This window comes from Leptolyngbya sp. BC1307 (genome assembly GCF_002286735.1).
Taxonomy (GTDB): Bacteria; Cyanobacteriota; Cyanobacteriia; order Phormidesmidales; family Phormidesmidaceae; genus Phormidesmis.
Genome location: NZ_NRTA01000002.1, coordinates 168,215 through 181,883 on the forward strand (window position 1 = coordinate 168,215; position 13,669 = coordinate 181,883).

General features: G+C 54.2%; 11 protein-coding genes and 1 pseudogene. 5 read left to right on the forward strand and 7 right to left on the reverse strand.

Annotation, left to right across the window (positions count from 1 at the left end; all coding sequences use genetic code 11):
- Positions 1-44: 44 nt before the first annotated feature.
- From CKL79_RS02125 to ppk1, 3 genes are all read left to right on the forward strand, one after another.
- Entirely contained in the window at positions 45-1,799 is a 1,755-nt protein-coding gene (locus CKL79_RS02125; protein WP_121967918.1) for a mechanosensitive ion channel, read from the forward strand.
- A 215-nt stretch (positions 1,800-2,014) separates the two neighbouring features.
- Entirely contained in the window at positions 2,015-2,221 is a 207-nt protein-coding gene (locus CKL79_RS02130) for a hypothetical protein (RefSeq protein WP_121967919.1), read from the forward strand.
- 17 nt (positions 2,222-2,238) lie between these two features.
- The gene (ppk1, locus tag CKL79_RS02135; protein WP_121967920.1) at positions 2,239-4,536 is read left to right on the forward strand and encodes a polyphosphate kinase 1; all 2,298 of its coding nucleotides are present in this window, start codon (positions 2,239-2,241) and stop codon (positions 4,534-4,536) included.
- Between the two features lie 17 nt (positions 4,537-4,553).
- Here the strand turns inward: ppk1 and CKL79_RS02140 are convergent, their stop codons facing one another.
- The 6 genes and pseudogenes from CKL79_RS02140 to CKL79_RS02165 all read right to left on the reverse strand — a co-directional run bounded on the left by CKL79_RS02140 (position 4,554) and on the right by CKL79_RS02165 (position 9,363).
- Positions 4,554-4,769, reverse strand: a complete 216-nt coding sequence (locus CKL79_RS02140; RefSeq protein ID WP_121967921.1) for an NAD(P)H-quinone oxidoreductase subunit O — start codon at positions 4,767-4,769, stop codon at positions 4,554-4,556.
- Between the two features lie 134 nt (positions 4,770-4,903).
- Entirely contained in the window at positions 4,904-5,800 is an 897-nt protein-coding gene (locus tag CKL79_RS02145) for a DNA-formamidopyrimidine glycosylase (RefSeq protein ID WP_121967922.1), read from the reverse strand.
- Between the two features lie 99 nt (positions 5,801-5,899).
- A pseudogene (locus CKL79_RS02150) lies at positions 5,900-6,109 on the reverse strand (photosystem I reaction center subunit IV); the annotation flags it as partial.
- Positions 6,110-6,278: 169 nt separating this feature from the next.
- Entirely contained in the window at positions 6,279-7,196 is a 918-nt protein-coding gene (locus CKL79_RS23005) for a hypothetical protein (RefSeq protein WP_170943931.1), read from the reverse strand.
- A 57-nt stretch (positions 7,197-7,253) separates the two neighbouring features.
- The gene (locus CKL79_RS02160) at positions 7,254-8,036 is read right to left on the reverse strand and encodes an RNA polymerase sigma factor SigF (RefSeq protein WP_121967925.1); all 783 of its coding nucleotides are present in this window, start codon (positions 8,034-8,036) and stop codon (positions 7,254-7,256) included.
- Positions 8,037-8,526: 490 nt separating this feature from the next.
- Positions 8,527-9,363 carry a photosystem II manganese-stabilizing polypeptide gene (locus CKL79_RS02165; protein WP_121967926.1) on the reverse strand — a complete coding sequence of 279 codons (837 nt, stop codon included), beginning with the start codon at positions 9,361-9,363 and terminating at the stop codon, positions 8,527-8,529.
- A gap of 188 nt (positions 9,364-9,551) precedes the next feature.
- Between CKL79_RS02165 and CKL79_RS02170 the strand changes: the two genes are divergently transcribed.
- On the forward strand, positions 9,552-9,908 hold the full coding sequence (locus CKL79_RS02170) for a hypothetical protein (protein ID WP_121967927.1): 357 nt from the start codon (positions 9,552-9,554) through the stop codon (positions 9,906-9,908).
- 306 nt (positions 9,909-10,214) lie between these two features.
- Positions 10,215-11,804, forward strand: coding sequence for a family 10 glycosylhydrolase (locus CKL79_RS02175; protein WP_121967928.1), 1,590 nt, complete (start codon positions 10,215-10,217; stop codon positions 11,802-11,804).
- On the opposite strand, the gene cobJ is transcribed toward CKL79_RS02175, so the two are convergent.
- On the reverse strand, positions 11,796-13,664 hold the full coding sequence (gene cobJ / locus CKL79_RS02180; protein ID WP_121967929.1) for a precorrin-3B C(17)-methyltransferase: 1,869 nt from the start codon (positions 13,662-13,664) through the stop codon (positions 11,796-11,798). The two genes, CKL79_RS02175 and cobJ, sit on opposite strands and share 9 nt — an antisense overlap.
- Positions 13,665-13,669 lie beyond the last annotated feature (5 nt).

Below are 13,669 nucleotides of genomic sequence, written 5' to 3' on the forward strand. Positions count from 1 at the left end.
TTTTTGATGTTAGCTACGCTTAGAAACTTTACACACTCCAAAATATGACCCATCTAATACCTTCCCTAACAGGTATTAGCTTATTAGGGCCTGGTTTATCGCCGAGCCTCGCTCAAGCTAGTACCCGAAATGACTTCAGTTTTAACGCGATCCTAGCGGGCCTGGGCATCGGCGTCGGCGAATTTTTGCCTAGACTGCTAGGCGCGATTCTGCTTTTGGTCGTCGGTCTCATCATTGCCTACATCGTCTCCTGGGCGGTGAGGGGCCTACTCAAAAAAACCAGTATTGACGATCGTCTGGCCGCCTCGGTTACGGGCCGTCCTGCTAGCGAAGTGCCCGCTGCTAAGTGGATCAGCAGTATCGTTTTCTGGATCATTGCGCTCATTGTCCTGATTGGCTTTCTAGAGACGCTGCAGCTAACGGCGGTATCTGAGCCACTCAACGATCTCGTCAGCACCGTCTTAGCGTACATACCGCGAATCTTCAGCGCCGGTATTTTACTGGCAGTCGCCTGGGGTGTCGCCACTGTGGTCAGAAGCCTGGTCAACAATGGCCTGGCCAGATTTAACTTAGACGACCGCCTGGCCGAAAACACTGGCGTTGATCCCCGGCAAAATTCTGTACGAATTCATGAGACCCTGGGCAATGCGCTCTATTGGCTCGTGTTTCTGCTGTTTTTGCCCCTGATCTTAAATGCGCTAGAGCTGAATGGTCTACTACAGCCCGTTCAAAACCTGATTGATCAGTTCTTTGCGGCTATTCCCCAGATTCTCAAAGCACTCTTGATCTTTGGCGCAGGCTGGCTGCTGGCCAAAATCGTCCGAGGTATCGTGACGAACCTGCTCTCAGCTACCGGAATCGATAACCTGGGCCGTCGTTTAGGGCTTTCGCAAAGCACAACACCGGGCACGGGTCTATCGCTCTCTAGTCTGGCAGGCACAGTTGTCTATGTGCTGATCTTGATCCCGGCTGCGATCGCCGCTCTCAACGCCCTCAACATTGATGCCATCTCTGATCCTGCGATCAGCATGCTCAATCAGATCTTGAACTTCATTCCACTGCTGTTGGCCGCCGGTGTGGTTCTGACGGTGTTTTACTTCATCGGTCGCTTCCTAGGCGAGCTAGTCACTAACCTGCTAGCCAGCGCCGGGTTTGACAGCGTGCTTGATATTTTAGGGCTGCCCGATATCTCATCATCGACCAGATCTGCTACCTCGCCGCCTGCTTATCAGCCATCAGATTACGGCAGCACCGCTGTGCAGCCCGGTTCAACTACCATTCAGCCACCGGCTGGGATGGTCTCACCCGCTACTAGCACTAGTCCTATTGGCAGTAGCGCTATGAGTACTGGTAGCACTGGCAAAACTCCCTCTGAAGTAGTGGGGTTAATCGTGCTGGTTGGCGTTGTTCTCTTCGGCGCGGTGACAGCCACTGAGATTCTACAGCTCGATCAGCTCACACTGATTGTTCGGGCAATTATGGAAATCGCTGGTCAGGTACTGGTCGGCGTCGTCATCTTTGCCATTGGTCTATATGTGGCCAACCTGGCCTTCCGGCTGATCAAGAGCAGCAGTAACTCTTCTTCCAATACGCTAGCTCAGGCCGCACGGGTAGCAATCTTAGCCTTTGTCGGCGCGATGGCACTCGGTCAGATGGGCGTTGCTCCCAATATTGTGAACCTGGCCTTTGGTTTGCTGTTGGGTGCGGTGGCAGTAGCGATCGCCATTGCCTTTGGCCTGGGCGGTCGTGAGGTGGCCAACGAAGAGCTGAGAAACTGGCTAGGACACCTCAAGAAGTAGCCTCCTACTGAGGTCTACTCAAAACTAAAGCGCAGCTAGATACTTAGCTAAAAAGCCCACAGTCAGGAACCTTCAGTTCACTGGCTGTGGGCTTTGCTTTGAGCGCTCATGAGCGCTTTTGAGCACTGTTTAAGCCTGGAAGAGTACTCAAGGTGTCAGGCATTTCCTCAGAGCCTCCTATACAATGAGCACGAAAAGGAAAATCAAAATCCTGTATGAAAAGTGACGAGCTTGCTAAGTACATAGAAGCCACTGACGGCATGAGTAAGCCCTGGCTACTGCTCCAGCTACGTTTGGCCAAACTCAAAGAACGTCGTCAAGAGATCACCACTGAAGAATTTAACCGCCAGCTTGCCGAACTCCATACAGAACTCATGAAATTAGGCCAATGGTGGATCGGTCAAGAAGAAGACGTCTTTTAAAGGTTTAAGGAAACAAGATGAGCAAAGCCGCTGCTAGCCCCAAATCCAGCAAACAATCCAAAGACGCCATCGTCGACTCTGACACTCAGCAGACCAGCACATCAACCGACGGTAAAGCTAACGGTAAAGCCAGCGACAAACCCGATGCAAAATCAGGCGCTAAACCATCCGCCAAAGCTAAACCATCTGCCAAACCAGAGAAAGCACCTCGACCCGACGACATCCAGCTCAGCGACAGTCAATGGTACCTCAGCCGCGAACTAAGCTGGCTAGAGTTCAACCGGCGCGTCCTGCACGAAGCCCTTGACTCGCGCACACCGCTGATAGAGCGGCTCAAGTTTTTAGCCATCTTCTGCTCCAATCTCGATGAGTACTTCATGGTGCGAGTCGCCGCTACCAAGCAGCAAATCGACGCGAATGTCAGCAAACGCACCCCAGATGGCCGCACCCCTACTGAACGTCTCAAAGACATCAGCCAGCGGCTGCGGCCCATGACCATTCAGATGCACCACTTTTTCCAAACTGAGCTGCGGCCTAAGATGCTTGCAGAGGGCATTTACCTGCTTGACTATGCCGATCTCAATCCCGATCAAAGCGCCTACTTAGATCAGTATTTTATTGAGCAAGTTTTTCCAGTACTAACGCCGCTAGCCGTCGATTCCGGGCACCCCTTTCCCTACATTTCCAATCTCAGTCTCAACCTGGCTGTTGAGATTCATGATCAAGAGTCCGCCGAGCCTCACTTTGCGCGGGTGAAAGTCCCTAAGGTCTTGCCGAGATTTGTTCAACTGCCCGATAGCCTGCAACCGCAGTCAGACCAGCCCTGTCACTGGGCGAGTGTGCCGATGGAGCAAGTGATTGCCAACAATATAGCGGCCTTATTTCCCGGGATGAGCGTCAAAGACTGCTATGCCTTTCGCATCACTCGCAACGCCGATCTATCCGTAGAAGAAGATGAGGCCGACGATCTCATGCTGGCCATTGAGCAGGAGTTGCGCAAGCGTCGCTTAGGCGGCTCTGTCGTCCGGATGGAGCTTGAGATCGGGATGAGCCCGGCCATGTGCACTACGCTAATGAATGAGCTGAAGCTACAGGAAGAAGACCTTTACGAAATCGAAGGACCGCTTGGCCTGACCGATCTGATGAGCCTGATGTCTCTGCCTTTGGCAGAACTGAAAGACCCTGATTGGACACCGGTCACACCATCTTCCTGGAAAGCGACCCAGCACGCCGAGGGAGAATCTGTCTTTTCGATGATTCGGCGGTGCGATCGCTTAGTTCACCATCCCTACCACGCCTTCTCGGGCACCATCCAAACCTTTATCACCCAGGCCGTTAGCGACCCCGCCGTGCTGGCCATCAAAATGACACTATATCGCACCTCCGGCGATTCTCCTATTGTCAACGCGCTGATCAAAGCTGCTGAAAATGGCAAGCAGGTAGTGGCCCTGGTCGAGATCAAAGCTCGCTTTGACGAAGAAAATAACATCAACTGGGCCCGCACGTTAGAACGCTCAGGCGTGCATGTGGTGTATGGCGTTATGGGCCTCAAAACTCATACCAAAGTAGCCCTGGTCGTTCGCCGAGAAAAAGACATGATCCGCCGGTATGTGCATATTGGCACCGGCAATTACAATCCCAAAACCGCCCGGATTTACACCGATCTGGGTCTGCTGAGCTGCCGTCCGGATCTAGGCACAGATCTAACTGACCTATTTAACTACCTGACCGGCTACTCCCGGCAGCACGCTTATAAAAAGCTGCTGATTGCCCCCGTTAGCCTGCGCGACCAGATGATTCAGTTCATTCATAAAGAAGTTGAGCAGGCCCAAAGTGGCAAAAAAGGCCACATTATTGTCAAAATGAACGCCTTAGTTGACCCCACCATTATCATAGAACTCTACCGGGCCTCTCAAGCGGGGGTCGAAATCGACCTGATTGTTCGCGGCATCTGCTGCCTGCGGCCTGGCATTCCCGGGGTGAGTGAAAATATTCGAGTAATCAGCATCATTGGCCGATTTTTAGAGCACTCTCGCATTTTCTACTTTTACAACGAGGGCAACCAGCGCTATTACATCGGCTCTGCCGATTGGATGCCTCGCAACTTGGACCGCCGGGTAGAGGCAGTCGTGCCCATCGAAGCAGAAAAGCTGCAAGCAGAGCTTTCTGAGCTACTGCAAATCTGCCTGAATGACAACCGGCAGGCATGGGAGATGCAGTCAGACGGCACTTATACACAGCGCCACCCTGAGGAAGACGAATCAGTGCGGAGCACGCACAACATTTTGATGACAGAAGCACTCGGCCACGGCTAGAAGTCATCGCAGCTGCGCTATTCGAACTTTTCGAGCTGCTCTAGCTTCAGCCACATATTCGGGGTAGGCACCCGGCCAAACTTCACCAAACCGTAATCGTCACGAGTGTCTAAGATCTCGCCTTTAGTCTCAAACAAATACTTAGAAAGGCGAGAATCACTGGCCTTAGCTTCCAGACTATTTTCAAACTTGTCTCGCACCAGACGAACGAAATCCCCTTTTTTTACGGGCATAGCTTTCTCGCGTAATCAGTTATCAACATATAATCGGCCTTATTGTACCGCTCTGGCAATCTTCCATAAGGATCGCATCAGTATCTGTTTGAAGGAGTTCCGCCCCCACCATTTACCGCCCCACCATTCGCCGTCTACCGCTGGCACTGCGGGCAGTAGTGAGCCGATCGCCCCGCTAGCTTGAGTCGGGCAATCTTACTGCCACACACCCGGCAAGGCTCACCCTCGCGGTCGTACACCCAGGCCACGCCGCCATAGTTGCCATTGGTACCGTGAACATCGCGAAAGTCGCTAAAGGTGGTGCCGCCTGACTCGATGCTGGTCGTTAACACCTGTAAAATCGCATCGCGCAGCCGGGCGATGCGCTGCTTGCCCAGGCGATCGCATACCACCTTAGGACGAATGCCGCTCATAAACAGCGCCTCATCAGCATAGATATTGCCAATACCTGCCACCAGTCGCTGATCGAGCAAGGCGTTTTTAATCGGTCGCTGCCTGCCTTTGAGCGCAGCGGTGAGATAGGCAACCGAAAAATCTTCGGCAAAGGGCTCCGGGCCTAGCCGCTGCAAGCCCGTCATCACACCTTCTAACGGCTCCGATGGCGGCACCCACCACAGCCGCCCAAAGGTGCGCTGATCAACGTACCTGAGTTCTCGCCCCTGGTCAAAAAAGAGCCGCACCCGGCAATGGGTCTGTACCGCTTCAGCCTGATCGACCCAGAGCAGCTGGCCCGTCATTCGCAAATGGACGCCTAGCCAGCCTGCCGCCTGCACTTCGCCAGACGGCTGTTCTACTATGTCGTGAGCGATAGCCTCTAGGGGCAGAGGCCGCTGCAATTCACCCAGCAGATACTTACCGCGCCGATGCCAGCACCGGACTTGCGTACCGACGACGCCCGCCAAAAAATTATCAGCCAGCTCAGGGTAGGCGATGCTACGCGCTAAGCGTACCTCTCCCCCTCGAACCGGCTGATTGAGCGAGACCCGATTGAGCCCCAAGCGGACGGTTTCTACTTCAGGTAACTCAGGCACCGCAGCAGCTAGCTAGTTGTTGCCTTCACCCGGAATATCGCCCTCGGGAGGTGCGGTCTTCCGCTCAGCAGTAGGCGTTGCCTTCTTAGCAGCAGACTTCTTGCTTGCCTTCTTCTTAGGAGCCTCGACTTCGACCAGCTCAAATTCGCCGAAGTTGTTAGTATTGACGCCCGCGTAGTTCACCTTGTCAAAGCGCACCACAACTGGGTACTTAATCCCACTTTGATCAACTGAAGCAACGTTGCCAACTTCTCGAAACCAGTAAGACTCCGGACGGAGCACTCTAACTTTAGAACCACGCTGAACCATGAATACTAACCCTCTCAAACTCTAGATAAAATTAGTCCGTGACCCACAGGGCCACTCGTTACAAGGTTACTACTCAGCTGGGAAGAACTCCCGTTTTTGCGGTTTAAGTTTTATTGCTACGAAAGCATAACTTTTACAAACGCTGAGCCTGACGCTAGCTGATATGGCATTACAAAGCCCTTATTGGCGCAGCGATAGCAGGCAAGGCAACTGTCGGTAACCCAACTGTAGGCAAAGCCGCTTGAGCACCGGTAGCAGGCGTCGCTGGGCTATCCGGCTGGTCGCTACTGTCAGCTGAAATTGGCCGAGAGACCTCAACGCCATTTTCTTCTAAGATCACCCGAGGTTCAAAAGCTAGCGTCTCAATGCGCTTAACGCGGACGCTGCCACCCGCAAGGCGATCGCCCACCCGCACATACCGCTCGGGTTCACTGCCAGAGCGCACAATTGCATAGGGCACATTACCCAGCTGAACCACGCCAGAAACTGATATCGTTGGCGCAATCACCGGTTGTGGAATCGGTGGCAGTGCTGCCCGTGGAGAGGGCAGTACCAAAGGTCGATTATTCGGCTGTACGCGCACTGGCGGCGGCAGCGGTGCGGACCTGCTCGCGACAGCCCTAGCCGCAGCGCTGCCGCCACCAGCAGACCTACCGGCGGCAGAGCCGCCGCCTGCAGAGCCGCCGCCTGCGGAGCTAGGGGCATTTCCAGCTGCATTAGCGCCCGCATTGGAAGATGGAAACCCACCATTACCCGCCGCCCCAACGGGAGAAACCACAATCGGCACGGGTGCAGGTGGAATTGCCAAACTGGCGAAAGGATCGGTTCGACTGCGCTCCACCTGCTGAGTACGCGCATTCGGGTCGGTGGAGCGAATCAGATCGGGAGCCGCTATAGAGGTCACACCCGTCGGCTCTACAGTCGGGTCAGTAAACGCTTCACCCCCCTCGCCCGCAGGCACAGCGGCGACATTACCGCCACTCTCATCAGTAGCCAGCGGATCAATCACCACGGCATCTTCGCGGTTGAAAAATTGGCAACCTGTGAGTGAGATGGTTGCAAGTGAAACGAGCAGCAGACGCCGCATGCCTGATCCCTCCCGGGAGTAGAGTAGAATAGTTAAACAAAATAGTCAGCGCTAGCCCTATACTTCCCCAGCAGGCCGCATAATTACCTGCAAATGCTTAAGCCCTTTTTTAACCTGTCGGGAGACTGTTACAGAGCTAATCCCCAGGCGCTCTGCCGTTTCTTTTTGCGTGAGATCGTACAAAAACACAAATTCCACCACTTCACGGGTGCGCTTTTCTAGCTGCGATAGCGCCTGCTGCAGTCGAATCCGGTCTTCTTGAGCGAGCTGAAAGCTGCGATAGTGCGAGTCGGGCAGCAGATCACCCAAGGAGGATGACCCGCTTTCATTCTCTTGAGCGGGCGCGTCTAAGCTCAGTAGGCTACGATTACTGCTGGCGATTCTGACCTGCTGCCACTCTTCCAGCGTAATTTCCAGATAGTCAGCGACTTCTTGATCGCTGGGCCGCCGGTTGAGAGTGACCTGTAGCTCACAGATCGCCTTGGCTGACTGATTTTGCAGGGTTTGCCAGCGCCGAGGAATACGGACTACGGTGCCTTTATCTCTTAGATAGTGCTGAATTTCGCCCCGGATATAAGGAATCGCAAAAGAACTAAAGGCATAGCCCTTCTGTAAGTCAAAGCGCTCAATCGCTCTGATTAAGCCAAGGCTACCGACCTGCATCAGATCGTCAAAGGCTTCTCCAGAATTGTGCAGCCAGCGGTGCGCTTCACGGCGAACAAGGCCGATGTTCATCTGTACTAGACGGTTGCGGAGCTGCGGTGAACGATTTTTCTGATAGGTCGTTAAAATTTCTAACGACTGACTTTTGATGACCTGGTTGGTAGACGAGGAACGCATATTTTTAGAAGGGCCTGATAAGTGTCAATTGCGGCCTCTTAGCAGATGAGAGAAGGCACACCCAAGGCGGATGAGACTCCCAACAGAACCCTATGAAGGCCAATCAACTGCTTGGGATGCCCACCGACACGTTCAGCCTAATTAAGGTTTCTCTCTCCAACAATTGGGTTTCTACTGAACTCACCTGCCTGGCCGGAGCTAGAGGCTAGATTGAGGCTAAATTGAGGAAATGGGCTGACCCCAAAACAAAAAAGAGGACACCATGAAGGTGTCCTCTTTCGCTGATATAGAAAGCGTACGGATGCAGGCGTACGCTGGCGTAACACTTGACCCGCCATACACAGCGGTTCTAGCGATTACTGATGGGGTGAGCAAAGTGGCCAAGTGCCATAGGTCAACAGCATTTTGCCTGTTGATACGCCTGGTCAGCGGCTCAATAGGCTACTTTGCTGAATTTATCTAAGGCCATGTCTTGGCCGTGTATTGGCGCTTAGGCACCGTAACCCGTTTCAATGCGACCGTAGAAGACGCCTTGGAGACGAACATCATCTGCCGCTGCAGTTCCCATGTCTGTGTCGGAGGGCTGCTCGGAGATGAAGGTGCCACCAATTTCACCAGTGCTGCTGTCTACTTTAGAGACCTGCAGAGAAATGAAGCCTTCACCGACATCAAATGCCTTGACGTTCTCTCGGCTCAGATCTACGGCATCGGCTCGGGCAGGCAGTGCTACCGCGTTGTCATAGCCGGTTGTCAGTCCACGGGCTTTGGGATCTAGGAAGTTAGAAGTCCGGTAGGAAGGCACCCGGAAGCCGCCTTCAAAATCTGTAGAGGTAGTGACTGCGTTAAGACCAGGCTGTGAGAGAGCTTTGAGGCCTTTAATCGTGAAGAGGAAAGGAATTTGATCGCCACCGGGCAACTGTACGGTAATCGGCTGGAAGTCCATGCCGAGCTTTTCATCAAACAGTAGGCTACCGTCTTCTTGAAGTTTGATGTCGCCACTGACCTGCTCTAGAGAGGTCGTGTAGCGAGTGAGGGATTTACCTGAAATAAATTCAGCTTCTTTGCGCTTGTTAGCAGACTCTTGCTTGACGAAGAAGCTAGTGGGCTCCAGGCACAAATCAACCAGCTTATAGGATGTGCCTGATTCGATGGGAATCTGACCGCGACGGGTTTCGTCTACTTGGGGGCAGCTGTTGGCTAAACCAGTATTGCGAATTTGGTCATAGGTGAGTGGAATGTCGCTAGTAGCGCTAGGGGCTTCGCTACAGGCAGTGAGTACACCTAAGCAAAGAGCAAAAAACGCAGCGAGCAGGGCGCGATACCTCATGGGCAACCTCATGACTGTTGAATGTTAAAGATTAAGGGATTTAGTAGATTATTTTACACCGCGACCGCCCGGTTTTGGGCGAGGCTTGCACCATCGCCGAGCGATCGCGTAGGCTCTGACAGGTTACCGCACGCAAGCAGACCTGTCAGCTCTGTCCTTAAACCCGCCCATTACCCGAGTCGAAAACGGTGAGCAATTCTGTCTCTTCTCCTCACAATCTGCCTGCCGACCTTTCGGAGCTTACCCAGGCAGTTAATACAGCGGCCCAAAACCGCGAAGGCAACTGTCTGGCATTGCTAGAGTTGTTAAGGCTGCTCAATACGCTCCACTCTGATATTCGAGATACGCTGTTTCGAGATGCGCTGCCTGACAACCGTCAGCGGCTGTACCGACTGCTGCGAGATATTGAACAGCAAGGCGGCTGGCCCTATATCAAAAGGATGCAGCTAACCGCGCTACTGGAGCATCTGGCAGAGTTCGCTGAGGATAGCGAGGTTGACGCTGGTCGCGTTCAATCTGTCCCTGAGTCATACCCTGATTCATAGTTGTAACCGGGGAGTCATAGTGTGATCGAGCTGCGGGCATGAGAGAGGCTGCCTGGGCGATCGCCTGTTATTTTGGCTATGTTTGGGGTTCCTAACGGCCATATCAGAGTTTTTTCTTTTTTAAAGGGTTCGCCAATTTTTGCGGGTAGTGGTGTTTTCAGGCTGTAAGTGGTTAATACTTTTACAGGTCGTTGGTAGTGGGCCTTGGGTCACCAGTGAGCTTTTATATTTTCAGAGCAATTCAGAGCAATATTGAAGCGGCCAATTATCCTCAAGCGAGCTAGCGATTTAGCTAAACAAGCAACTATGGTCTTTAGAGAAAGTTACAAAAGCTGGCATCGCCTTTTGAAAGGCACTGTTTTATCTGGCGTGATGGCACTGCTGGCCCAGGGAATGGCGACCCCACCCGCCCAGGCCGAGGTCAATCGGTTTTGCCAGCTGTCTCAGGCAGATGTAGACAGCAAGGAGGCGCTGCGCGTTGCGGGTTTGCAAGGAGATGCCGCAGCTCAGCGGCAGTATGAAGCCCTGAGACAGCAGCATTCGGCTGAGGTACAAGACTGTCGCCGGAGCCGCTGGCCAGAAAATCAGGCTATTTGGCTGCGGCTGTATCCCTGCGATCTGCAGCCTGGCCAGCTAGATGCGCTGATGGATCGCATTGTTAACCTGGGCTACAACCAGGTTTACATTGAGGCTTTTTCGAACGGGCAGGTGCTGCTGCCTAAAAATAATAATCCGACGGTTTGGCCCAGCGTCGTGCAGTTTGATGAGTATGCTGATCGCGATTTGCTGGCAGAAGCGATCGCCTCTGCCCATCAGCGCGGGCTTAAAGCCTACGCCTGGATGTTTACCCTCAACTTTGGCTATTCTTACGGTCAGCGGACTGATCGCCGTCAGGTGCTCGCTCGCAATGGCAGCGGCTTAGATACGCTGGACTACGCCGATACTGGCAATAGCGGCACTTCTGAAGAGGCGTTTATTGACCCCTATAACCGCCAAGCGCAGAGCGACTATTCACAGATGGTGCAGGCCGTGATTGCCCGGAAGCCTGATGGAGCACTCTATGACTACGTGCGCTACCCTCGCCTGACCGGTGCCGCTTCCGTCGTTAGTGATGTCAGGAACCTTTGGATCTATGGCCCAGCATCCAACCAGGCGATGGTGCAGCGGGCCAATAACGGAAAAGGCAGAGAGCTGATTCAGCGTTTTCTACGCAGCGGCTACATCACCAATACCGACGTGGCCCAGGTTGATAGTCTGTATCCTAGCGAGGGCGAACCCCTCTGGCAGAGCCGCAACCCGCCCGCCGTTGACCCTAAAAATTTAGCGCCTGCGGCTGATCGCAGGCCAGGGCTGCAAAGCGAGCTATGGCGGCTGAGCGTCGCCCATGCGATTCAAGGCGTCGTCGATTTCTTGCAGGCTGGGGCAACTCCGGCACGGCAGGCAGGTTTACCGACGGGGGCTGTCTTTTTCCCTTACGGCAACCGGGCAATTGGGAGTGGCTTTGACTCTAGATTGCAGCACTGGAACCGCTTTCCTAGCTGGATGGAGTCTCATCCAATGGCTTACGCGGTCTGTGGTAACGCTAGCTGCATTGTAGAAGAAGTACAGCGCGTTCTAGACGTGCGGCGTAACCCGGCTACGGTAAAGCCTGCCCTTGCCGGAACCTGGGGCGCGGCCCAACAAAATCGACCTTCGCTAGAAGCACAGATGGATGCGTTGCAGCAGTCTATTCCTCAGCTGAAGACAGTGAGTCACTTTTCCTTTGCCTGGCAAGACGCCGAATTTGAGCGTACGCGCAAGTCTTGTAGGCCTGCCGCTCGAAGTACTGATCTAGAGTCGTTGAGAGGCGGCGTTTTGCCGGAGAGCCCCGACCAAAGTGTGGTCAACTTACAGTAAATAACCTCTTGGTGTGATAAACCAGCCGGCGTAGTTTTTGCTGCTGCGGTTGCCGATGATGACGGTTGTGAGCATGTCGATGGGGTGGTTGAACATCTCATCGAGAGTGGTTAACGTCACGTCTTCGTCGGGGCGATAGAGGGAGCGAGCTAGAGCGACAGGAGTGTCAGGACTGCGATGCGCTAAGAAGGTATCGCGGGCAAAGATGATCTGCTCTGTGCGGGTTTTAGACTTGGGATTGTACAGCGCTACGATGAAGTCGGCTTGGGCAGCAGCTTGCAGCCGGGCTTGAATCACTTCCCAGGGGGTGAGCAGGTTACTCAGGCTGATGGCACAAAAGTCGTGCATCAGCGGTGCGCCGACGCGAGAGGCTGCTGACTGGAGGGCGCTGACCCCTGGAAACACCTGAACTGCTGGCGTTTTGCCATCCCAATTTTGGGCTCGTAGCTGCTCTAGGACTAAACCGGCCATGCCATAAATGCCGCAGTCACCAGAAGAAATAACGGCGACGGTCAGCCCCCAGTTTGCCAGGTGAATGGCTCGCTCCGCCCGCTGCTGTTCTTGAGTGATGGGCAGTGCTTCTACGATTTGGCCGGGGCGCAGTAGGGGGCGAATGAGATCGACATACAGCGCATAGCCAACAACAACATCGGCGTTAGTAATAGCGGCTTTAGCGGCGGGCGTGATTTGATCGAGGCTACCGGGGCCGGTGCCGACCAGGTGCAGTTGGCCAGTGCGACCGGTGTATTCGCGTTCGGACTGGGCGATCGCTACCGTCACCGCCCCTCTAACCCCGTCCTGCTTGACCACCTGCTTTTTGACTCGGAGCCCACTAGCATCAGCCACATCAGCTGCCACCATCGCCGCCGCTTCTGCCACGCTGGGCGTTCCGACTGCGTTTTGCACAACATCAGAAGGGTTGGGAACGGCTACGGTTTGCAATGTTTCGGACTGGAAGCAGCGTAAGGGCCAGTCTCTTTCCTGGACGAACGCCAGCAGTCCGGTTTCGTCGGCTTTGAGGTCTATGGTGGCAACGCCAGCGACGGCAGCGATCGCCAAATGCTGCGTCTGGCAAACTTTCTCAACTGCGTACTCAATCAGTTCCTTAGCAGTATCGCGCTCACAGCCAATACCGACCCACAGCACGCGCGGATGCCACTGCACTTTTGGCAGCTCCGAGTGCTGTTCTGAGGGGGGCGCAAAGGTTCTTTGTATAGGGCTAATCCAGATGCGCGCCTGCGGATGGGCCTGCTGGTCTCTCTCTGCAAATTCTGGAAAGCCAAACTGAAAGGGATGCGCTGCCGGTAGATGCTGCTGCCAGAGATCGGTGCCAGCTTCTTGTAAGACTTGAATGGGGGCTTGACTAGCGATCACCGCACTGACGCCTGTCCAGTCTCCGGTGCCGCGAATCCAGCCAAAGGGAGTGCCTAACGTGTCTACTCCTGGCAGGTCAAGCGCGTTGGCTGCACCGGTCAGGATGGGTTGGCTACCGAGGAGGTGACTGAGACGTTGGGTGAGGCGATCGCCCCCGCCCTGATGCCCGCCACACAGGCTGATGGCAAACTTACCGGACTGATCAACGACAACAATGGCTGGATCGACTGTCTTGTCAGTGAGCAGAGGGGCAATCAGTCGCACGACTGCGCCGCTTGCCAGGCAAAAGATAAACCCTTCGTATTCGTGCCAGTGGGCCTGCAAGAAGGTCGCTAGCGAGGTGTCGTAGACGCGATAGTTAAGATTTAAAGAGTCCGCTGCGGGCTGTAATTTAGGCGTGATCCATAGCTGGCTTTCTTCGCAAAGAGGAGCCAGACAGCGCAGCCCCGCAGGAGTTGTGGTGATAGCGGCGAGGGCGGAGGACATGTAGA